General features: G+C 65.4%; 8 protein-coding genes. 7 read left to right on the top strand and 1 reads right to left on the bottom strand.

All coding sequences use genetic code 11. The features are described 5' to 3' along the window. Nucleotides 1-12: 12 nt before the first annotated feature. Nucleotides 13-3,225 (bottom strand): AAA domain-containing protein, encoded by a 3,213-nt coding sequence (locus LX16_RS21770; RefSeq protein ID WP_147142470.1) that lies wholly within the window; start codon nt 3,223-3,225, stop codon nt 13-15. A gap of 330 nt (nt 3,226-3,555) precedes the next feature. Between LX16_RS21770 and pglW the strand changes: the two genes are divergently transcribed. The 7 genes from pglW (at nt 3,556) to LX16_RS21805 (ending at nt 24,354) form a co-directional block, all read left to right on the top strand. Continuing rightward, a complete protein-coding gene (gene pglW / locus LX16_RS21775; RefSeq protein WP_158645687.1) occupies nt 3,556-7,770 on the top strand; it encodes a BREX system serine/threonine kinase PglW in 4,215 nt (1,404 codons plus the stop codon). A 56-nt stretch (nt 7,771-7,826) separates the two neighbouring features. Continuing rightward, nucleotides 7,827-11,447 (top strand): BREX-2 system adenine-specific DNA-methyltransferase PglX, encoded by a 3,621-nt coding sequence (pglX, locus tag LX16_RS21780; RefSeq protein WP_147142476.1) that lies wholly within the window; start codon nt 7,827-7,829, stop codon nt 11,445-11,447. 2,558 nt (nt 11,448-14,005) lie between these two features. Next, nucleotides 14,006-15,184: a BREX-2 system ATPase PglY family protein gene (locus tag LX16_RS28365; protein ID WP_483263575.1), complete on the top strand. Its 1,179-nt coding sequence runs from the start codon at nt 14,006-14,008 to the stop codon at nt 15,182-15,184. Nucleotides 15,185-15,186: 2 nt separating this feature from the next. After that, nucleotides 15,187-17,835, top strand: a complete 2,649-nt coding sequence (pglZ, locus tag LX16_RS21790; RefSeq protein WP_158645688.1) for a BREX-2 system phosphatase PglZ — start codon at nt 15,187-15,189, stop codon at nt 17,833-17,835. Then, complete coding sequence (gene brxD / locus LX16_RS21795; RefSeq protein ID WP_147142486.1) at nt 17,832-19,136, top strand: BREX system ATP-binding protein BrxD; 1,305 nt, start codon at nt 17,832-17,834, stop codon at nt 19,134-19,136. The genes pglZ and brxD overlap by 4 nt, the downstream gene beginning before the upstream one ends. After that, complete coding sequence (locus LX16_RS21800) at nt 19,133-21,220, top strand: DEAD/DEAH box helicase (protein ID WP_211354688.1); 2,088 nt, start codon at nt 19,133-19,135, stop codon at nt 21,218-21,220. Before brxD ends, LX16_RS21800 begins: the two co-directional genes overlap by 4 nt. Before the next feature lie 779 nt (nt 21,221-21,999). Next, a complete protein-coding gene (locus LX16_RS21805) occupies nt 22,000-24,354 on the top strand; it encodes a GmrSD restriction endonuclease domain-containing protein (RefSeq protein ID WP_147142493.1) in 2,355 nt (784 codons plus the stop codon). Nucleotides 24,355-24,361 lie beyond the last annotated feature (7 nt).

Here is a 24,361-nt window from a genome sequence, read left to right on the forward strand (position 1 = left end):
CCCGCCGGACTGTCAACGATTCCAGGCGGGTGACCGCCCGCGGAGGTGGGGGCGAGGCGCATCGGTGAAGGCCATCTCGCCGTTGCAAGCGCCGCTTCCGACCGCGCAACGCCACAGCCATACGCGCTTCTTGTCGCGACTCATGATGTTCACGCAGCGCATCGTTTTTCCACACTTCGGACAGTTGACGTCCTTCAGTAGGTCGGTGCTGCGTTCGTGCTTCAACAGCATCGCCGCCATGGGACCGCTGTCGATTTCGAGCATGACCTCCTTGCGCCGGTCCCGTTCGCCCTCGGCCACGGACAGCAGATTCTGGCTGCCTACGAAGCAATGTCGATCATCGACGACCACGATCTTCTGGTGCATGTGCTGCATGTGGATTATTCGGCCCTTGAATCGACCTTCGAAGTGGTGCAGGCTCGCCAGCGTCTTCTGGGTGAGCTCGCGCTCCGGCAATGTCACCACGTTGACCGCTACACCACGACCGTGCGCGGCGATCAGCGCGTCTTGAAGGCGCTGGTACTGTCCGATCCAGGGACTCCACATCCACACCGCGGTCTTGGCATGGTCGATACGGTGAAGTATGGGGTCGATACCGGTGACCTGATCGTAGATGTCGATCAGCTTCACATAGCTGCTGAGCGCGTCATAGACGTCACGCGCCGGCGTGCCGAGAGCGGGCGGTTCACCGCTGCTTCCCACACCCAGGAGCTCACGAGCGGCTACCCGAATCACCTTGTGCTCATGATGCAGGCGCAGGATCTCCGCCAACGGCCCGCTCTTCGCCGCCCGGAAGGCCGCCGTGTCGGCCAACAGGTACGTGCGGCGTCTCGCCCGTGTGACGGCGACGTTGAAGAGTCTCAGCGTACTGAGATGGAAGTCGCCGGCACCACTTTCGAAGGAGGCGAACTGGCCTCGTCCGTCTTCCACCATGTCGAAGAGCACGATGTCGAACTCACGCCCCTGGAACGTGTGTGAGGTGCCGACCTCGACCGCCGGCCCCACCGGCGACTGCTCCAGGAACTCCGTGGTCGCTCTCACCTGTTCCTTGTACGGCACCACTACGCCGACGGACTCCCGCTCGGCACCGAGATGATGATGCTCGGCGAGGGCCTGTGCGATCAAGGCGCCGATGGGCCAGGAGCCCTTGAACTTGCCGACTCGTTCGATGCCGGCCAGGTTGCTACCGAGATCTTCGGTATCGATGACGACTATCTCACCACCGGTGTCGGACATCGCCTCGAGAACACCCCGGTATGCGACTCGATTGACGAGCTCGGTCACCGTTCGGCCGAAGCGACGTTGCTCGGTCAGTACCGCGCAGCCTGATACACCACGGGCGGTGCGGGGGTCGGTGATGCCGAAGACCTTGAAGCAGTCGCCGGAGAAGTGTTCGGCGGTGAATGGATCCCGGCGCTCTGCGTCGTCGAGAATGGGTCCGTTCTGGAGGTAGTCACCGACCAATACGGCACCTTTTCCGGCGATGCCGACGGCCAGCGCGAGATCGGGAATGAGACAGGCGCCCGCCTCGTCCACGATCACGAAGTCGTAGGCCTTGGTACGAACCGCCGGGTTCATCGCCAACAAGGCCAGGGTGGTCGCAACGACCTGTGCCTCCGCGATTATCTTCGGACCGATCTCGCGGCGTTGCTTCGCTGCCAGTTTCGTCAGCTCTTCATACCGCCGAGTTGCCGCGTCGAGTTCCTGCCGCCATGTGCCTGCGGCACGTCGCAATTCGGGAAGCCGTTGCAACAGCTGCGGGATGCCTGCGGCATCCGCCTTCCGCAGCAGCTCCTCATCTCCCGTGACGGGCATCGGTTTCGCCTGGGCGTCGGAGGCTCGTCGCCGCACGGTCGCGATATGTCGCGCCAGTTCGGACAACGTCTGAGTAAGCGTGTTCCGGTCCTCGTCCAGTGTGTCGCGTCGACGACGCAGTTCCGCGGGATCATCGTCGGCGGTGACCGAAGGCGGCTCCGCCAGCCCTCGATACCGTTCGACCTCTTCGGTTTCGAAGTCCTCGCGACGTCGTGTCGCCTCGATACGCCTGGCTTCCTGTTCGATGTGGAGGCTGCGTACCCGTCGGGCGAGTCTCCGTTGTCTCCACCGGTGCACCAACGGCAGAGAACTCAGCTCCTGCAGGTGGTCGCCGAGTCGGGAGACTTCGGCCAGCTGCGCGAGTTCCGCAGCGCGCAGCACCGCCCACTCCGCCATGACCGCACTCGCGATGATCTGACCGAGTGCGGAGTCGAGGTCTCGTTCCCGGTGTTCAAGCGCGTCGAGTTCCGACTTCACGCTCTGAAGCCTTCGGCGATTCTCGGCCCGATCGGCCGCCGCTCGGTAACGCTGTTCGCCGAAGTCCTCGACCCTGCGTACCGCATCGGTCAGGGCCGATTGTCGGGGATCGTTCTGGAGACGTTTCAGGCCCTCTTCGCACTCGTCGATTCGGCGTTGCACATCCGCCTGACGTGCCTGGATCAACGCCGTCAACGACACATCGGGATTGCGAGCGATCTCGGGTATCGCCGGCGTTCCGATGCGAACGACTCGACCCGACGGTGGTCGGTTCAGTGTCACGAGCTTGGCGATGGCGTTGTCGACGGCGATGTTGGTGTTCGACACGAGCAGTACACTGTGTCCGCTCGCCATGAGATGGGCCAACGCCTCGGCGATGACATGGGTCTTGCCGGTGCCCGGCGGTCCCCATACGACTTGAAGCCCCGGCGCGCAGCAGGCGCGGAAGGCTGCCGACTGTTCCCGACTCACCCGGGTGTTATCGGTCGGCTGCAACGGAATCGGGTCGAGCCTGTGTTCGCCGAATCGTTCGGCGAGGCTGCCACCCGGCAGACCTGCCAACCCGTCTCGGCGTCCTTCGAGCTGCTTGCGCCGGTCGTAGCGTTCGACGAACAGGTACTGGGAGTCCGAAGGGGTCGTGATTCCGGTCTTCACGTACAGGACGCCGTTATCGACCTCCGAAGCGGTGACCGGATGGCTCTTGTCCTGTGGACCTGCACGGTATGCCAGTACGGCGTTCTCCAGTTGCTCCAGCCGTACCCGGGATGCGGGTTTCGAGTAGCGGTACCAACCCCGTCCGCGGTCGTCGGCCGGCTGCACCGCACCAACGGCCACGTAATCGCCGGCCCCGGCCTTGATGTTCTCGGCAAGCTCGACCGCCCGGCCCGCCGCCGTGGTCAGGTCGGTCAGCCACTTGGAACGGGGCATCGTCATGTGCGCACCACCGGGAAACCGAGAAGGGGACGTCCTTGAGGGCAGGCCAATTCGAGTACCAGCAATGAGGGGCTCCCGTGTCGCTCAAAGTGACAGCCTAGGGACTATATCGATACATCGCGACTACGGCAAGTGTTCGATCGTTGACCACTGTCGGCCGGTTCCCTTGCCGGCACTCGCGATGGCGCGTCTGGTCATGGCGGTGGTGAGCACGCTCGGCTCAGCCGTTCGGTGACCAGATCGATGCAATGGGTCCCGTGGCGTTCGTCTCAACGTGTGGCACAGTTGGTGGGCTGCCCGTGTACACGCCGTGAAGAAGGACCGCCGCAGGTGTCGAACAGATGGCAGGGGGATGAATCCGAGTTCTCGTGGGAGCGGGACGCCCTCGCCCATGTCAAGTCGATCATGCCCGATCGTGCCCCGTACGCCGCACGACAGTGCTTCCAGTTCACCGGCACCAACGGCCGGGTGTGGGAGTGCGACCTGCTGATCGCGGCACCGTCCGGGCTCTACCTCATCGAGATCAAGAGCCACCGCGGCCGGGCGTGGAATCGGGGCTCGACCTGGGTGTTCGACTCCGACGGCTCCATCAACAACCCGCTGCACATCACGAACCAGAAGAGCAAGGAACTCAGGTCCCGGCTTGAAACGGCCGCCCGCAAACGCAAGGTCGGGCCGGTCCCGTTCATCACCCCGATCGTGTTCCTGTCGGCGGCCGACCTGGTGTGCCAGTTCGACGAGATCCAACGGGTGGGCGTCTACGGGCGGGAGAAGCTCGGCGGAAAGACGAAACTGCCCGAGATCGGCACCGGCCTGTTGTTCACCCCGCCCAAGTCGGAGCAGCACCGGGTCACCCCGGCGTTCGCCAAGCACCTTCCGCAGTTGCTGACCGACATCGGGGTCGGCAAGTTGCGTAGCGGCGTGCACGTCGGGCCGTATGTTCTGGAGTCGAAGGCAACGGACGTCGGCCCCACCTGGTCCGACTATCTCGCCGAGCACCAGGACATCTCCGGAGACAAGCGCCGGGTACGGGTGTACTACGCCGAGCAGGACGATACGGCCGAACGTCGGCAGACCACTCGGGCGGTCGCGCAACGGGAGTATCGGGCGACGCTCGGCATCCACCACGACGGCATCGTGCAGGTGGACAGCTTTCACGACGAGCTCGACGCGGGCCCGGCCGTGGTGTTCCGACACGGCAAGGACTGGCAGCGGCTACCGGACTTCATGGCCGAGCACGGCGACGACCTGGTGATCGACCACCGAGTCGACATGATCCGCCAACTGGTCGACGCGCTCGACCACGCCCATCGGAATCGGCTCTACCACCGGGCGTTGGGTGCCCGCAGCATCCTGGTCGCACCGCCACGGGAGGGCGACCCGGTTCCGCACCTGCGGATCGCCGACTGGCAGACCGCCGGTGGACACGGCGGCACCGGTGAACTCCCCGGCCTGACCACGCGCAACATGACCACCTTGGCGCGGCACCTCAAGGATGAGGCCGACGTCTACCTGGCACCCGAGGTGGACAGCCACAACGCGGAACCGGCGCAACTCGACGTCTACGGGCTGGGAAGCATCGCCTACCTTCTGCTGACCGGGCAGGCGCCGGCCGCCGACCGAGGCGAACTCATCGCCCGGCTCCAACAAGACGGTGCGCTGGTGCCCTCGGCGGTACGAGACGACCTGTTGTCGAGCGTCGACGACCTGGTGCGGGAATCCACCGCGGTGCGGCCGGCCGACCGGTTGATGGACGTCGCCGCGTTCTCGGAATACCTCGACCTGGTCGAAGCCGAGCTGACCGACCCCGACGCGGCCGACATGCCGGACCCGTTGACCGCCAAACGCGGGGACGTGCTGGGCCCGTTCCTGGTGGAGCGGGTGCTGGGCAAGGGTGCTTCGGCTCGCGCCCTGTTGGCGACCGACACCGCGCACGACGACCGCCCGGTCGTCCTCAAGATCGGTCTGGAAGGCACCGACAGGGAACGGTTGGAGCAGGAGGCCGTACAGCTTCAGAATTGCCGGTCCAGCTACATCGTCGAGCGGTACGACGGGCCGATCAAACTCGGCAGCCGGTATGCCCTGGTGCTGGAACCGGCGGGAAACAAGACCCTGGCCGACTACCTCGGCCGAGAAGGCCTCACACCCGGTGAACTCGAGGCCTGGGCCGAGGACCTGTTCGCCATGCTGCAGTTCTTGGAACAGAAGGGCATCCGGCACCGCGACATCAAGCCCGCCAACCTGGGCATCCAGGAACGCGGCAACAAGAAGCGCCGACAGTTGGTGCTGTTCGACTTCTCGCTGGCCGACGTGTCGGAGGACAACACCGCGGCGGGAACCGACAAGTACCGCGACCCGTTCCTGGGACCGCCGAACCGGTTGCGGTTCGACGACGCCGCGGAACGCTACTCGGTGGCCGTGACCCTGCACGAGATGGCGTCCCGGCAGTTGCCGATCTGGGGCGACGGCGTGGTCTCACCGCAGTTCGGCACCGCGGAGTATCCCTCACTGGCGGAGGAGTCCTTCCACCCGGCGATTCGCGAGGGTCTGGTGGACTTCTTTCACACGGCACTGCACCGCGACCACACCAGACGCCACCCGGATCTGGCCGACATGGTCAAGGGATTCCGCAAAGCGTTCCTGGCCCTGGACACCGAGCCGCCGGTCACCACCGCCGAGACCGTGACCGAACAGTCACATTCCATGCAGGAACTCCGGCAGCGCGCGATCGACGCCGCGCAACCGGAGACGCCGTTGTCAGCGGCCGGCCTGTCCGACCGAGCGTTCGCACTCGCCCATGATCGACTCGGCGTGTCCACCGCCGGTGAACTGGCGCGGATCAATCCCGATGAGATCCGCAGGCTACGCGGTGAGGGCATGCGGGTCCGTAACGAACTGAGCCGGATCACCACGGCGTGGCGGCAACGGTTCAGTCTCGCCGAACGGTCGCCGGAATCGGCGAAGGCGCCGAGCAAGGAGTGGGACACCGCAACGGTCGACAAACTGGCCGATCAGTTCGTCGCCGGCCGTGGTGATGAGCAACAGTTGACCCTGCAACGCCTGATACTGGCACTTCCCGACGGGGAGAACAGTTCGCCGTTGAAACCCTGGTCGACGTTCGAGCAGATCGCCGAGCAAGCCGAAGTCTCGGTCGCCGAGGTCAGCAATGCACTCACCAGGGTCGTCAACGATCGGTGGAAGAAGTCGGTCGTCGGAGTCTCAGCACTGCGGCTGACGGTCGTGGAACTACTGGAGAACCACGGCCGGGTCATGTCCGCAGAAGCACTGGCCAGGGCATTGCTCGCCGTGCGGGGAAGCGACTTGACCGACCCCGAGGAGCGGCTCAACCGGGCGAGCGCATGCCTGCGGGTGGCGTACGAATCCGACCAACGGCTGAACGAGCCGCAGTTGACGTATAAGCGGTACCCCGACGGCACGGTGGTGTTCGCCTCGGTGTCCGCGGACCCTAACCAGCCGGTGGAGTCCGAACTCATCGAGTACGCCGAGAAGCTCGCTGCCCGGGCCCGGGAACTGATCGGCCTGGGCGAGAACGAGCCACTGCCCTCGGCCACCCGGGTACGGACCGAGCTGGGTGCCGTGGCCGGCCCCAAAGGCATGATCCCGTTGTCGGACGCCGACATGGTGCGGCTGGCCGCCGACCTCGACCCGGCCGTCGAGGTGACCCCGCGGTTGGAGCTGTACCCGGTCGACCTCGATCCGGTGCGGGTCGTCCGACTGACCAACCTCGCGTTGCTGCTCGACAACCCCGGCGGCGTGGACGTCGGCAAGCTGAGGGAACGAGTCACCGCACGCTTCCCCAGGTTGGCGAACTTCCCGGAGAAGCGCAGCGACCTGCTGGAGTTGTTGCACCGCTGCGGCCTCAAGGTCATCGCCGACCCGGATGATCCGCGGAAGATCCGGTTGAGACACCCCGTCGGCACCGACACCTCGCGGCGCTCCGGCACGCGCAGCGGCGGCAGCCTCACCATGACGCCGCGCGCCGAGTTGGACGCCCGGTTGCGGGGCGCCACCCGGCGGGGTGGCTTCCTGGCGATCCGGGTCAACACCAAGCACGCACTGCCCGTCACCGAACGGCTCACCGAGCTTCCCGGTGTGACACCGGTCGACGTGTCGGCCGCGTTCCTCGATGCACTGAAATCGGTGTGGCAGGACGGCGGCGGCAAGCCCCCGTGGCAGACCGTTCTCGCCGCGGATCGGCCCGACGCACCGTTGAAGGCGCTCCGCGGCCTCAACAAACTACTGGTGGACGTCTGGCCCCGGCTCGCCGACCAGGTCGCAGAGCTGCCCGGTACGGTGCTGCTGCATGACGCCACCCCGCTGGCCCGGTACTCCGGCGGGCGTGACCTGTTGTCGTCCTTTATGCAGGCGGCCCGGCAGCCGAACCGGCCCCCGCATGGGCTGTGGCTGGTGTGCCCGATGGAACGGCCACACCTCCCGGCGCAGTTGGACGACCATCTGGTCGGCGCGATCGACAGCCAGGGCGAACAGCTCACCCTGTCGAGCGTCTTCACCGCCGGCGACTGATACCGACACCTGCCCGGTGACCGTGAGGCGTCACCGGTTTCGACGATTGGGGAGAGATGGACCGGGCCGGTTTGCTCAAGGACCTGCAAGGCGAGGTCAAGGCGCTCGTTGACGACCTCCGGGAACGGGCCGCAGAGGCTGAGTTCGCGGAACCGTTGCGGCGGGAGTACGACGCCGCCAAGGCCGCCGAACGTCTGGCCATCGGTTATGAAGCCTGGTTGGAAGACCAGCTTGCGCAGGCCGCCGTGGGTTGGGTGCTCGGCACGGTGTTCGTCCGGTTCTGTGAGGACAACTCGCTCGTCGAGGAGCGATGGATCGCGGGCGCCGGTAACGGCACCGAACACGCCATCGACCAGCAGAGCGCCTACTTCTCCACCAACCCCACCCACACCGACCGTGACTGGTTGATCCACGCCTTCCGCGGTCTGGCGACGGCCTCCACCGCGACCGCCGAACTGTTCAACGCCCACAACCCGCTGTGGCGGATCACGCCGTCCCACCCGGCCGCCAAGCGGTTGCTGTCGTTCTGGCGGACTCCCGGCGAGGCGGCCGGCAGCCTGCGATACGACTTCGAAGACCCGAACTGGGACACCCGGTTCCTGGGCGACCTGTACCAGGACCTGTCGGAGCACGCCAAGAAGACCTATGCGCTGTTGCAGACCCCGGAGTTCGTCGAGGAGTTCATCCTCGACCTGACCTTGACACCGGCCATCGACGAGTTCGGGCTTGAGCCGGAATACCCCGGGCCGCGAGACGACATGCCACGCGGACTGCGACTGATCGACCCCACCTGCGGCAGCGGCCACTTCCTGCTCGGCGCCTTCCACCGGCTACTGGACGCCTGGGAACGCAAGGCGCCCGGCATGGAACGCTGGGAACTCATCAACCGAGTGCTGTACAGCGTCCACGGTGTCGACAAGAACCCCTTCGCGGTGGCGATCGCCCGATTCCGGCTGCTGTTGGCGGCCATGAAGGCGGCGGGGGACAAGGAGACCCTGGCGGAGGCACCGAACTTCACGGTCAATGTGGCGGTGGGTGACTCGCTGATTCACGGCCGGGGTGCGCCACAGGTGCAAGGTGAGATCGAAGGGCTGGAAGCCAAGCCACCACACACCTACCTGGCTGAGGACATCAATGAGCCGAGGTTCAGGAAGAAAGTGGACCTGCTCGGGTCCGGCAGTTACCACGTGGTGGTGGGAAATCCTCCATACATCACCGTGAAGGACAAGCAGGAGAACGCCAACTACCGCGGTCTGTACAAGGACGTGTGCCGCGGCAAGTACGCACTATCGGCGCCGTTCGCCATGCGATTCTTTCGGCTCGCCATGCGTGGTGACGATCATGGCCGACCGGCCGGCCATGTCGGACAGATCACCGCCAACTCCTTCATGAAGCGGGAGTTCGGTAAGGATCTGATTGAAAAGTACTTCGTCAACTCGGCTCACCTGACTCACGTCATCGACACCTCAGGCGCATACATTCCCGGACACGGCACCCCGACCGTGATTCTGGTGGGGCGTAATCGCTTCCCACGTCCCCGTCCGGTTCGGGCGGTTCTCGGTATCCAGGGTGAGCCATCACAACCCGCGAATCCGGCCGAAGGGTTGGTGTGGCGGGCGATCGTTGAGCAGATCAACCAGCCGGGTAGTGAGAGCCAATGGGTGAGTGTGGCAGACCTGGAGCGAGAACGCCTAGCCACCCACCCGTGGAGCTTGAGTGGCGGTGGAGCTGATGTTTTGCTTGAGCATGTGGAGACGCAAGCTACAGGCAGATTGAAAAGCCGAGCCGTTGAGCTCGGCATTGCTTCGGTGACCGGTGAAGATGATCTCTACCTTCTTCCCTCAGACGGGGTCGCCTCTCGGCTTCAGATGGAGATGACCATTCCGCTGATAACTGGCGAGGTGGTGAGGGATTACGTTTGCAGGCCAACTTTCGACGCAATCTGGATATATTCAGATAACTTCGAAGTTCGGCCGATTGAATCGCTTCCGAAAACCCGCGAGTTGCTCTCGAAATATCGAACCGCTATTTCTTTTCGTCGCCGGTTTGGGACGCCAATGCTAGAGCGGGGGATGAGCTGGTATGAGTGGCAGGAGATATATCCTAAGAAGCTCCGCACGCCGCTCTCCATCACTTTTGCCTTTGTCGCCACCCATAACCACTTCGTGTTGGATCGGGGTGGGAAGGTCTTCAAACAGTCGGCTCCGGTGATCAAGTTGCCGGCGGGGGCGACTGAGGACGACCACCTGGAGCTGTTGGGCCTGCTGAACAGCTCCACGGCCTGCTTCTGGCTCAAACAAGTGAGCCACGGTAAGGGCAACGGTGGCGTCAACGAAGGTTATCGAGGTGACGAGTGGGAGGAGTTCTACGAGTTCACCGGTACCAAGCTTCAGGAGTTCCCCCTCCCCGCCACACTCCCCCTCGACCTTGGCCGTCGGCTCGACACACTTGCCCAGGAGCTCGCCGCACAGGAACCCGCCGCTGTCTGTGCGACCGACACTCCCACCCGCGACCGGCTCGACCAGGCCGCCGCCGCGCATGCCCGGATCCGTGCCCGGATGATCGCCCTGCAGGAAGAACTCGACTGGCAGGTCTACGGCCGGTACGACCTGATCCCGGAAGCCGACCGGGCCGCCCTACAGGCCCCCGACCTCGACGAGGTTCCCGGTATCGCCCTGGGGGAGCGGCCGTTCGAGATCGTCATGGCCCGCAAAATGGCCGCCGGGGAGCTCGACACCCAGTGGTTCGCGCGACACGGCTCCACACCGATCACCGAGATCCCCACGCACTGGCCACAGTGGTACCGAGACCTGGTGCAGCGCCGGATCGACAAGATCGAGTCGCACGCGCACATCGCCCTGATCGAGCGGCCGGAATGCAAACGCCGCTGGTCCACCGACCCGTGGCAGAAGAAGGAGACCGCCGCGCTACGGGACTGGCTGCTGGATGCTTGCGAGGATCGCGACCTGTGGTTCGACAATGCCGGTAACCCGGCGCCGTTGACCGTCAACCAGCTCGCCGACCGGCTCCGCGCCAACTCGGATGTCGTCTCGGTGTTGCGGCTGTACGCCGGTCCGAACGCCGACATCGCCGCCGTCGTCGCGAAATTGATCGAGGACGAGCACGTGCCCTACCTGGCGGCGCTTCGCTATAAGGACTCCGGCCTACGGAAACGTGTCCAATGGGAGCGGACCTGGGCGCTGCAACGCGAAGAGGACCGCACCGGTGACCGGCGCGACATCCCCGTGCCACCCAAGTACGGCTCCGGCGACTTCCGCAAGACCAGCTACTGGCGGCACCGCGGCAAACTCGATGTCCCCAAGGAACGCTTCATTTCCTACCCGGAGGCGTCCCCCGATACCGACCCGTCGCTGCTTCTCGGGTGGGCCGGCTGGGACCACGCCCAAGCCGCCCACGCCCTCGTCACCATCCTGCAAGCCAGGGCGGCCCAGTGGGCCGACGACATCGAGCGACTGACGCCGTTGGTCGCAGGTCTCGCCGAGATCATGCCCTGGGTGCGGCAATGGCACGATGAGATCGACCGGACCTATGGTTCGAGTCCGGCCCAGGACTACGGCACCTACCTGGCCGAAGAACAACAGCGGCTCGGCCTGTCGGACACCGCACTCGCCGAATGGCGGCCGACCGCCACCCGTGGACGGAGGAAGCAGACATGACCCGCACGCTGGACGACATCTTCGACATCCCCGAGTCGGTCCAAGCCGGCGACTGGGTCATGGTGCTCGGCCGCGACACCATGGACGACGTCGACAAGCTGCTGGCCGAATACGTCGTCACCGACCAGCTCGCCGAATGCTTCGACGAAGCCCTCACACTGGTGCGGACCGCCGTCACCACCGGGGTGTCGCAGGCCGCCTACCTGGAAGGCTCCTTCGGTGCCGGTAAATCGCACTTCCTGGGTGTACTCAAGGCGATCCTGCAACACCACCCGAACGCCCGCGGCAAGCACGGTCTGACCAAGACCATCGCCACGCACGACGCATGGCTGCCGGGTAAGAGGTTCCTGCAGATCACGCAACACATGATCGACGCCCAGAGCCTGGAAGACGCCATCCTCGGCCGCTACGTCGACACGGTGCGCGAACACCACCCCGGCAAGCCACTACCCGTGGTGTACCAGTCCGACACCCTGATCGCCGACGCCAAGGCGCTACGTCGCCGGATCGGCGACGACGCCTTCATCGGCGGCCTGTTCGAAGCCGAATCCGACGGCACCTCGTCCGACTCCATCCATGACGCCTGGGACGAATCCGGCTGGGACACCGACCGGTTGGACGAGGCCTTCGCCGCCGCCCCCGAAAGCAGCGAACGACAGGAACTCGTCAGCGCACTCATCGGCCGCGGCGCCCACTTCGCCAGTTACCACGACTCCTTCCGCGGCAGCGGCCGCGGCTTCATCGACCTGGACACCGGGCTCGCCCGAATCAGCGCACACGCCAAAGACGTGCTCGGGTACGACGCCGTGGTCCTCCACCTGGACGAGACCGTTCTGTGGCTGTCGCAGTTCACCGGCGACATCGTCCGCATGAACGCCGAAACCCAGAAGCTCTCCAAGCTGGTGGAATCCGCCGAGACCCACCGGCCCGCGCCCATCATCAGCTTCCTGCCGCGGCAACGCGACCTGATCGACATCCTCAACAAGGGCGTCAGCGGACGAGAGGTCCAATCCGTCTCCGACCAGGCCGAATACGGTGCCGGACGGTTCCAGCCGATCAAACTGTCGGACGAGAACCTGCCCACCGTGGTGCAGGAACGCCTACTGCGTCCCAAGAGCCCCGACGCGGCCGACGCACTCGATGCCGCCTTCGACCAGACCGCCAACAGCCGCACCGACATCTGGGACACCCTGCTGGACGCCCAAGGTGAAACCGGCACCGCCGCACAGTTCCGCAAGAGCTACCCGTTCTCGCCGGCGTTCCTGCACGTCATGGTCAACGTGTCCAGTGCACTGCAACGCACCCGCTCGGCATTGAAACTCATGAGCGAGATGCTCGGCGCCCACCGTGAGCTCCCGTTGGGCAAGCTGATGCCGGTGGGCGCGATCTTCCAGGCCCTCTGCGACAGCGCCGAACGGCCGTTCCCCGGCCGGCTCAGAGACGAGTTCGACAAGACCAAGCAGTTCTACCACCAGCGGCTACGGCCCTTCCTGGCGCGGCGCCACAACCTCAGTGACGCCGACATCGTGGACGGGAAGACCACCGCCGGCTACGACGCCGACGACCTGATCGTCAAGACCCTGCTGCTGTCGGCCCTGGTGACGATTCCCGCGCTACAGGAACTCACCGCCTCCCGACTGCACGCGTTGAACCTCGGCGCGGTCACCGCCCGAGTACCCGGCACCGAAGTACGGACCGTGGCGCAGACCCTGCGTGACCTGGGCGCGGAGTTCGGTGACTTCCACGTCACCCAGGACCCGGACCCCAGAGTGGACGTCAACCTCATCGGAGTCGACACCCATCGCATCATTCAACTGGCCGGCCCCCAGTACGACTCACCCGAGGACCGGCAACGCAAACTACGACAACTGCTGTGGGCGGAGCTCGGCCTCACAGACGACGGCACACCCACCGCCGTCAAGACCATCGTCTGGCGGGGCACCGAACGCACCGTGGAAGTCGTATACGGCAACGTCCGGGAACAGGCCACCGCGACCTTCCACCCGGATCGGCCCGGAGCGATCAAGGTACTGATCGACTACCCGTTCGACACCGGCAACTTCGGTCCCAGCGACGACCGCGGCAAGGTGGCCAACGTCGCCGCCGAAGTCGACGAACCGCCGTTGACCTTCGCGTGGCTGCCGTCGTTCTTCCAACACGATCGACTACAGGAACTCGGCCAGCTGGTCATCATCGACGCGCTGCTGAGTCAGGACCGGCTCGCCGAACTCACCGGGAACCTCACCAGCGACGAACGGGTACACGCGCGCGGTCAGTTGGAAAGCCGCCGCAGCAACCTGACCAGCCGGATCGTCGGCGTGCTCAAGCAGGCCTACGGCGTCGCAGGAGTCGTGCCGATCGATGTGGAGGCCCACGACGTCGACCACTTCTGCGCCGTCGACCGACAGCTTGAACTGGCGAAGCCGTCGGCGGGTCAGCCGCTACGCGAGGCCTTCACCCGCGCCTGCCACCAACTGCTGGCCCACAACTACCCGACCCATCCGGATCTGGACGCCGACGGCACCGGTAAACCGGTGCGTATCGGAGACCTCAACAAGGTGCTGTCAGCGGTGGAGCGCGCCGCACAGCTACCCGACCGACGCCTCGAACTGGAGATCTCGGAGAAATCGGTACTGCGCAGGATCGCCAATCCCCTGGAGATCGCCACCGTCGGTGAGGTCTTCGTGCTGCGGCAGGACTGGCAGCTGCGACTCGATCGGCTCGCCGCGGCCGCCGGCGCCACCGGGGACCTCTCGGTGCGGCGACTTCGCGGCTGGGTCGATGAGGAAGTTCCGGGCCTGCCGCCGCTCGTCGTCGACCTGCTGGTGCACGTCTACGCCAACCTCGCCGACCGGAGCTGGCTGATGGCCGGGCAACCGATCGACCCGCAGGCACTCGGCAAGATGCACGCCGACGCGGTCCTCCGGAAGCCCGAACTGCCTCCGCGTGACGCATTCGAATCGGCCTCCACCCGAGCCACCGACATCTTCGGTGCCGAACGTCGCGTCGCCTACACCTCCCGGTCCACCCAGGCGCTCTTCCGGCATGTGCGGGAGTCCGCCCAACAGGCACTCAGTGGGATGGACGCCCTCCGGTCGGACCTGGAAGAACGGGCGCGCGTACTCGGGTTGTCACCGGAGAGCGCGCGTTTGTCCACAGTCAAGGAACTGTGGACGGTGCTCAGCGACCTCGTGTCGCACACCACTGCCACGCCGCTGCTGCAGGAGCTCGCCGACGCCACCCTGCCCAAGGACGCCGGCGTCTACAAGAACGCCCTGGAGACTGCACGAGGCGTCAGGGAGGCGCTGCTGCGCACCCACTGGAACATCCTCGACAGCCTGGTCGGCCTGGCGGAAGGCGGCAGCGAACAGTCGCGCTCGGCCGCCTCGATCCTCGAACAGCTCCGCAAGGTGGCACGCGAGGACGAACTCACACAGCGGCTCGCGCCGGCACTCGATGAGGCGGTCGGGCAGGCATCCGCCCTGTTCGCCGCCGCGGTCAACCGGCCGACCCCACCGCAACCCGACCTGCCGCCCGACCCGCCGGTCGGCGCGACACGGGCGGCTTCGACGACTGCGGAGGAAACAACGGTCACCATGCCGCCACCCCCGCACATCAACGCCGTCACCAAACAGGTGACCGGGCGCGATGCCGCCGGCATCGTGGCCGAGTTGACCGCGACACTGCGCGCCGATCCCGATGCCCGGTTCGAGATCACATGGCGGAAGATGGACTGACTATGTCCGTATCCGCAGGTACCGTGCTCCCCGAGGCACGCCAGACGATGGTGCACGCCAAGGTCGTGGAACTGCTCAAGCAGCGTGCCGCCAAACCCGGCGAGTCCGCCGTGCTGCTGCTGCAGGCGGCACCGGTCTGGAACGGCCCGGAGACGTTCCCGGTACCCGGAGGTGACAGCCACCCCGGCGCCGAGGTGCGGGTGGTCCCGGCAGACAGCCCGCTGGCCGTCATGGAGGCGCTCAGCGGCGCCTCCAAGGACGAGGTCACCGTCATCGTGTCGCCATACGGCGATGAACTGGGCGCCAACGTGCTCGCCCGGGTGTACAAACGTCGCGCCCAGAGCCTCGACCTGTGGGAGATCATCCGAGTCGAAACCGGGGCACTACGGCTCGGCACCGACATCGGCAAACAGCACGACCGGCTCGCCGAGGCCGTGTTGGCGACCCCCAACCTGTTGACGAGGATCCGAGGCCAGGTGCTCCGGCGCGCCGACCTGCTGGAACGGTTGGCGGCCCACCGGCTCGGCTACGCCCCGACCCATCGGGTCGACGCCGCCACCCTGCTGGAGTGGAGCCGCGACGACTCCCGCGTCCACGGATACCTGCAGTACCCGGCAACCGACATCGACGAACTCGACGCCTACCTCGTCGAGACCGTCGGGCCGGTCGCACAGATCGTGCTCGGGCTGGCCAGGCACCGGAAGAACTACGACGCCATCCCGCTCGGGCTACTGCTCGCCGAGATATACGGCGACAGCGACCTACCCCCCGATGCCGTGGCGGACGCCAAGGCCCGCCTCGAAGTGGGCTACTTCCCCGCCGACGCACCCACCGAAGACGCCCTGCGCACCTTCGGGGAGACCTGCCTCGCATTCACCACCCGATGGTCGGACAACGTCCACACCAGTCGTGCCGTCACCGACATGTACGACCGCGCCGCGGCCATCCTCACCGAACTGCGGGCCACCCGGTTCGCCACCCACAGCGGCCTACTCTCCGCAGGTTTCGACGCCCGCAGCATCGCCTTCGCCAACCAGATCGCACGGTCGCTGCCGGCACCCAACCGCAACGAGCTCGACGCCGCCGAGGAGTCGCTCGCGCGTTTGATTGCGCACCGAGTGGCCCGGCGGGAACCCGAACGGGGAGAACCCGCCCGCTGCGCCATGCGGTTGCTGCGGTGGCTGGCAACGCCGACACCGGACATCAACTCCATCAGCGCCGGGGTCGAATGGCAGATACGGGAAGGCGCCTGGGTAGACCGCGCACTGCGGATGATTCGTCGCCCGGACCTGGCGGGTGGTGGAAGCGCCTTCGCGGCCCTGTTCGAGGCGTGCCGCGCCCGGCGCGCGGCGCTCGACGCGGCTTTCGCCAAGCGTCTCGCCGCCTGGCACGGCCAGGACACCGAACGGCTCGTTCTCGCCGAGTCGCTGCTCACCCGCATCGCGCGGCCGGTCGCCGAACAGGCCGCGCCGCTCATCATCGTGATCGACGGTGCCACGGCCGCCGACGGCATCGTGCTGGCAGAACAGCTCACCGCCCAAGGCTGGCGGGAAACCGGCCGGGACGAGACCGGCAGGGAAGGCGCACTCTCCGTACTGCCGTCTGCGACCCGGTACTCCCGCACCAGCCTGCTCTCCGGACGGCTCGTCGTCGGCGGCCAGCACGAGGAGGACACCGGGTTCACCCGGTTCTGGGGGCGGCGAACCGCGAAACTCTTCCACAAGGACGATCTACGCCCCGGAATCGGTGAGCAGATATCCGCCGAGGTGACCGCCGCATTGGCCGAACCGAGCACCGTCGTCGGTGTCGTGCTCAACACCATCGACGAGGCACTGAACTCCGACGAACGGATGGAGGAGCCGCTGTGGAACATCGACCGACTCGACTACCTCAAAGTGTTGATGAAACAGAGTGCGCTAGCGGGGCGTCCGGTCGTCATCACTTCCGACCACGGTCACATCAGTGATTTCGGCGAGGGAACCAAGACTCTCGCCGGTGAATCCGCACGGTACCGGACCGCGGTACCACCACCCGGAGACGGCGAACTGGTCTTCTCCGGCCCTCGTGTGCTGCACCGCGACGGGACCGTCGTACTGCCCTATGACGAACGCATCCGTTACGGCAACCGGAAAGCCGGTTATCACGGCGGCGCGTCCCTCGCCGAAACCGTGATCCCGATCCTGGTGTTCCTGCCGGCCGGCGTGAAACGCCCCGTGAAGTGGCACGACTACGACAAACCGGAACGGCACGAACCGGTGTGGTGGAACAAGGGCGTCGCCGCTGAGCAGACCCCCCCGACTCGACGCGCACCACGACAGACCGAAACCCTGTTCGACACCGACACTCTCGGCCATCGGCTCTGCGCCACCCCGTTGTATGCGGCGCAACGTGATGCCGTCCGGCACAAACCGCGTGACGAACAGGTCATCACGCTCATCAACGCGCTGGCGGAGGCGGGCGGACGGCTCCCCATCGCGCGAGTCGCCGAACTCGTCGAGCTCGCCGTCTTCCGAATCGACGGCTACATCGCCACCCTGCAACGAATCCTGAACCTGGATGGCTATCGGGTACTCGCCAAGAACGACGACGACCGGACCATCGTGCTCGACCGCAAACTCCTCAGTGAACAGTTCCTCGGAGGACGCGAATGACCACGATAAGCCCCGCCCGCCGCCGCGACGTCATAGACGCCCTCCGACGCGGCACGGTGCCGTACGCCGGGCTCGACCTGTTCGCCGTCGGTCTGGAACGGTTCGAATCCGCCATCGACGACGAGCTCGCCACCGTCACCGGCAGCGGCGCCATGTTCAAGGCGGTCAGAGGCGAGTACGGCTCGGGTAAGACCTTCTTCGCGCGCTGGCTCGCCGAACGCGCGAAACGACACGAGATGGCCACCAGCGAGATCCAGATCTCCGAAACCGAAACACCACTACACCGGTTGGAGACGGTCTACCGTCGCCTGGTGGAACGGCTCGCCACCGCCGCGCACCCGCCGAGCGCACTGCGGGAGATCGTCGACAGCTGGTTCTACTCCCTCGAAGAAGACGTTCTCGCCGCCGGTGACATCGATGATGAGTCCGCGTTGGCCGCCGCCGTGGAAACCCTCATGGAGAAGCGCCTGGCCGCGGTCGCTCGAACGACACCGGCGTTCGCGGCGGCCCTGCGCGCATACCGGCGCGCCCGGATCGCCGACGACACCGTGCTCGCGGAAGGGCTGATCTCCTGGATCGGCGGCCAACCCAACGTGTCGGCGAGCGTGAAACGGGCCGCGAACATCAAAGGCGACCTCGACCACTTCGGTGCACTCGGCTTCCTGCAGGGGCTGCTCACGGTGCTGCGCGATTCCGGGCACCCGGGGCTCCTCGTGGTGCTCGACGAGATCGAGACGCTGCAACGAGTGCGCGGGGACGTCCGAGAGAAGGGGCTCAACGCGCTCCGGCAGCTCCTCGACGAGATCGACGCCGGCCGGTTTCCCGGCCTGTACCTGGTGATAACCGGTACGCCACCGTTCTTCGACGGGGCACAAGGCGTTCAACGGCTGCCACCACTGGCACAGCGGTTGGCGACCGACTTCGCCGATCCCCGCTTCGACAATCCACGTGCGGTACAGATCCGACTCACCGGCTTCGACATCGACAAGCTCGTCCTGTTGGGCAAGGCCGTGCGCGACCTGTACGCCGACGGGGCACGACAACGCGTGCGAACCGTCGTCGACGACGAGTACATCGCCACTCTGGCGACGGCGGTCACCGGCGGACTCGGCGGCAAGGTCGGTGTGGCACCCCGCATCTTCCTGCGGAAACTCATCGGTGACGTACTCGATCGGGTCGACCAGTTCGACGACTTCGACCCGCGGCGGCACTACCGGCTCACGCTCGCACCCCACGAGCTCACCGATGTGGAACGCAACGCCGCGGCCGCATCGGCCGACGACGTGGACCTGTCGTCGTGAGCCTGGACGCCCTACACCCCTCGGTCGTCCATCACATCGTCAACACCCTCGGCTGGCCGGACCTGCGTCCGTTGCAACGCGCAGCCGTCATGCCGTTGACCGATGGTGAAGACGCACTCCTGTTGGCACCCACCGCCGGCGGTAAGACCGAGGCCGCCGTGTTCCCGCTGCTGTCCCGGATGCTCACCGAGAACTGGTCGGGCCTGTCGATGCTGTACATCTGCCCGATCAAGGCACTGCTCAACAATCTGGCACCGCGACTGGAAGCCTACGGTGGCTGGCTCGGCCGCCGGGTGGGTACCTGGCACGGTGACGTCTCCGCATCGGTGAAGGAGCGGATCCGGTACGACCCACCCGACATCCTGCTGACCACACCGGAATCCCTCGAGGGACTGCTGGTGTCGACCAAGACCGATCACGGGAAGCTGTTCGAGGGGTTGCGGGCGGTGGTCATCGACGAGGTGCACGCCTTCGCCGGCGACGACCGCGGCTGGCACCTGCGGGCGGTGTTGGAACGGCTTGCGGGAGTGGCGGGCCGGCCCCTGCAGCGAGTCGGTTGCTCCGCGACCGTCGGGAACCCGGACGAGCTTCTGGAGTGGCTGCAGGGCTCGCAGGCCGGCCACCGCCCCGGACGGGTCATCGCGCCCGACGTCACGGTGGGGGCAGGCCCGGCAGGCGATGTCGAACTCGACCACGTCGGCTCGGTGGAGAACGCAGCAAAGGTCATCGCCGCACTGCATCACGGTGAGAAGCGGCTCGTATTCGCCGATTCGCGGCGACTGGTGGAGGAACTGGGCACCGCGCTCCGGGCCAGGAACGTCACCACGTTCCTTTCTCACGCCTCGCTCTCGGTGGATGAACGCCGGCAGGCGGAAGCGGCATTCGCGTCGTCCCGAGACTGCGTCATCGTCGCCACCTCCACTCTGGAGTTGGGCTTGGACGTGGGCGACCTCGACCGGGTGATCCAGTTGAACGCGCCCAGGACGGTGGCATCGTTCCTGCAACGCATCGGCCGCACCGGGCGACGTGCCGACACGGTCCGCAACTGCCTGTTCCTCGCCCTGGACGAGCAGGGGCTGCTGGACGCCGCCGGACTGTTGACGCTATGGGGACGCGGCTGGGTGGAACCGGTCGTCGCGCCGCCGGAGCCCGCCCATATCGTGGCGCAACAGGTTCTGGCGTTGTGCCTGCAGGACGGCCGTATCGGCGATGAGACCTGGCATCAGGCGTGGCATGGATTGCACCCGTTCGACAGGACCGCACAGCCGATCCTGGACCACCTGATCACCGAAGGCTTCCTCGACCACGACCAGGGCATGCTGCACATCGGGCCGGCGGCAGAGAAGCGATTCGGCATGCGGCACTTCCTGGACCTCACATCGGTCTTCACCGCTGCTCCCGAGTTCACCGCGCTCAACGGCCGGACCGAGATCGGCCGCATCGACCCGGCCGTCCTCGCCGAGCCCGGTGACGGCCCGCGTGCCATCCTGCTGGCCGGGCGCGCATGGCGGATCACCGGAATCGACTGGAAGCGGCGACGCGTTCACCTGGAACCCTCGACCGAAGGCGGCCGCATCCGGTGGAACAGCATCGACAGTTCCGGGGGTAGATCCTTCGCGCTCACCCGCGCCACCCGGGACGTCATGCTCGGCGAAGACCCGCCCGTCCGGTTGACCAGGCGGGCAGTAGCCGCCCTGGCCGATGCACGTGCCAAGCACGACGGCCACGTATCCCGGGACGGGCTGGTGGTGGAGCGCAGCCCTCAAGAGGCCCGCTGGTGGACGTGGGCCGGTTACCGCGCCAACTTGACCATTCGCGCCGGCCTGGCCCACTTCGTGGACGACACCGGCGTTACCGACAATTGGCTGCGACTACGGCCCGAGACCACGATCGCGGACCTGCGGGGAATCGCCGCGGATTCGTTGGTGCCACCGGAACCGGATGACCGTGCCGTGCGGGGCCTCAAGTTCAGCACCGCCCTACCCGTCGACATCGCCAAGACGACACTCGCCGCCCGCCTGGCCGACCTCCCGTCCGCCGCCCAGGTGATAACAGAACCCCTGGTCCTGCGCGCCGACCGGTGAGGGCTACACGTAAGCGGCCCTGAGTTCCTCTCTTGAACGCTGGATCACGGATGTGAGAGCCGGCAGGTCGGCACCTGGCGGCAACGAACCGGCGGCGATCAGGTCTCGGACGCCGGCTGTCCCCGTGTCGCTGACCGCCAGTGGCCGCCGCCTCGGTCCACCTCACCAAGTCCATGCACGAGGCCACGGTGGTGTTAGTCGCTGGATCGATGAAGGGCTCACGAATGTCGTCACACTCGGTTGAGCCGGTCGCCGGCATACGTCGTCGGCTGCGTCCGCCACGGCATCGAGGCGCGGAGATTACTATGGACAGACGCAGCCGAATTCATGGACTGTGCCGCGCTTCGCCGCAGGCGTAACGGCAGTCGGCGTATCCAATGTGCCCTCCGAGGGACCCGGAGTGTTCGTCGCCTAACATGTGTCAGTAGCCACCGAGAACGCAAGTGTGCGCGTCCTCGGGTGGCCGGCCTCCAAAGAATGCGTTCGTCTTTCCGTTGGGGTGCTTGGGGGTTAAGGCCATGAGGTTGACGGGCGGTAACATTGAAACCACGAACCTCGCGGCATCGCGCGCTCGACGGGAACGACTGTGGGGATCGGGGCGGAAGCTATGGCTCGCATGGTTGACACCGGGTGTCAAAGGAGAGTTGGCCGACGAGGACGACATCCGAGGGCTCGACAACTCGCCCATAAACAACTACGCTGAGCCAGCGTCGCCGCACGGATACGCGTTGGTACTACGGGTGGATCAACGCATGCACACTCACCCCGGGAGACCCATAATGAAGCTGTACAAGGACAGCACCTACTCCGTAGCGGCGTTGGTCGAAGACATCACCAAGGGCAAAGTCGCATTGCCCGATATACAACGGCCCTTCGTATGGTCGGCCGCGCAGGTGCGGAACCTCTTCGATTCCATGTACCGCGGGTACCCGGTAGGGTACCTGCTGTTCTGGGAGACGGGAGTCGCGGCAGGATCGCGACAGATCGGTGCCGGCGCAGACCTCGAAGCGCCTGCCAACCTGATCATCGACGGCCAACAGCGATCGACGGCACTCTACGCGGTCATGACGGCAAAACCGGTCATGCGAAAGGACTACACAACTGCCCGGATCACCATCGCATTCCGTCCGACGGACGGGACCTTTGAAGTCGGCAATGCGGCAGTCCAGCAGAATCCGGAGTTTTTGAAGGATATCAGCCGCCTCTTCTCCCCGGAGATCAGCGCCGGATCAGTGAAACGCGAATATCTGCGTCGGTTGCGGACTCATCGTCATGTTGACGAAGCAGAAGAGGACCGCATCGAGGAGGCCATCGAGCAACTCAGAGACCTAGCGAAGTATGAGTTCCGGGTCGTGGTGCTTTCCGCCAACGCTGACGTCGAAGAAATCTCGGAGATCTTCGTACGCATCAACAGTGCAGGTTCCGAACTCAACAAGTCGGACTTCCTGCTCACCTTGATGTCGGTATTCTGGGAGCAGGGCAGGCGCGAGCTCGAGACATTCTGCGCGGCCAGCCGTTCCCCCGCGGTAGACGGTAAGCCGTCCCCGTTCAATTGGCACCTACATCCGAAGCCGGTGCAGATGTTGCGTGCATCGATCGCATTGGCATTCAAGCGAGCCCGGTTGGAGAGCGTCTACGCGCTGCTGCGTGGTCGGGACGTCGACAACATGGAGAACCGAGCGGAACGAGTCGAAGCCCAATTCGCGACCCTTGCGATGGCCCAGAAGTCGGTACTGGATCTCGTTAACTGGCATGAGTTCCTGCAGTGTCTTGAACTGGCAGGTTTCCGCGGGAAGAAGATGATCAGCAGCGATAACGCCGTGATCTACTCCTACGCGATGTGGCTGATCGGCCGGACAGAATACAAGGTGCCGATCCAACGGCTAAGGCACCTCATCGCCCGATGGTTCTTCATGGGCCACACAACGAGTCGATACAGCGGGGCCTTCGAATCGACGGTGGAGCGTGACCTCGCTCAGATATCGGCGGTCGCGACCGACGCCGATTCCTTCTGTGCAGCCCTCGAAGAAAAGATCGAAGATCACCTTACTGGCGATTATTGGAACGTCACGCTTCCTAATGAGCTCGGCACCTCAGCCGGCAAATCGCCTGCATTGTCGGCATATATAGCTGCGTTGAATATCTTGGATGCGCAGGCTTTGCTGTCGCCGGTAAAAGTGCGAACTCGACTTGACCCGTCGATCATCTCACGGAAAGGAATCGAGCGGCACCACCTGTTCCCCAAGGCATACCTGGAGAAGTCGCTCGACATCACCGATCGTCGTCAGACCAACCATATCGCCAACATGGCGCTGGTGGACTGGTCTGACAACATATCGATCTCCGATCGTGCTCCGGCCGAGTACTGGCCTGAACAGTGTCGCGCCAACGGTTTGGACGGTGAGGAACTGGCGGCACAGGAGTACTGGCACGCCCTACCCGCAGACTGGACAACGCTCCCATACTCGGATTTCCTTCGCCAACGCCAACGTTTGATGGCACAAGTCGTGCGCGATGGTTACGCCAAGCTTGCGGCGGTGAGCTATCAAGCCCAATACCCCGCGCCCCAAGCTCCCACACCTCAACCCGCGGCCTTGGAACTCATCGGTCTACCCGATCTCGTTGAAGCGGGCATGCTGTCGCCTGGCGATGTGCTTGTCAACGGAGAAGACGACACTGAAGCCCTTGTGACTGAGACCGGGCAGATCGACTTCGAAGACGTTCTGTACGAGTCGCCGACGGCAGCGGCAACGGCGGCTTCCGGCGGCAAGACCAATGGCTTGTCCTACTGGTCAGTGGAAGTTCCGGAGGGCGGCATGCGGACACTTCAGCAGCTCACTAAAGAGTCGCTTCGCCGTTGGGATGATATCGACCCCGATCTTCTCGCCGACCCGGCGGCGGCGCCGCTGTTGCAAGGTATGAGCGTTGCAGGGGCGCCCGTGCCCCAGTTCGGTGTGGACCAAGTCGATGGTTGGGAGGCCGAGCTGGCTTGGCCAAGTCGGAAAGTCGCCGTTCTCAGTGGTGTCGACAACGATGCCGACAGAAGACTGGCGGCATTCACGGCGGCCGGCTGGCATGCGAAGACGGCCGGCAAGTGGACCATCGTGGACTTGATTCACGCCCTCACACAGTAATCGGGGA

Origin of the sequence: Stackebrandtia albiflava (genome assembly GCF_007994225.1) — a bacterium.
GTDB classification, from domain to species: domain Bacteria; phylum Actinomycetota; class Actinomycetes; order Mycobacteriales; family Micromonosporaceae; genus Stackebrandtia; species Stackebrandtia albiflava.

Coding starts and splice junctions, on each gene's coding strand:
- LX16_RS21805 (WP_147142493.1), top strand. CDS start 22,000: ATGAAGCTGTACAAGGACAGCACCTACTCCGTAGCGGCGTTGGTCGAA.
- pglX (WP_147142476.1), top strand. CDS start 7,827: ATGGACCGGGCCGGTTTGCTCAAGGACCTGCAAGGCGAGGTCAAGGCG.
- pglZ (WP_158645688.1), top strand. CDS start 15,187: ATGTCCGTATCCGCAGGTACCGTGCTCCCCGAGGCACGCCAGACGATG.
- brxD (WP_147142486.1), top strand. CDS start 17,832: ATGACCACGATAAGCCCCGCCCGCCGCCGCGACGTCATAGACGCCCTC.
- LX16_RS21770 (WP_147142470.1), bottom strand. CDS start 3,225: ATGACGATGCCCCGTTCCAAGTGGCTGACCGACCTGACCACGGCGGCG.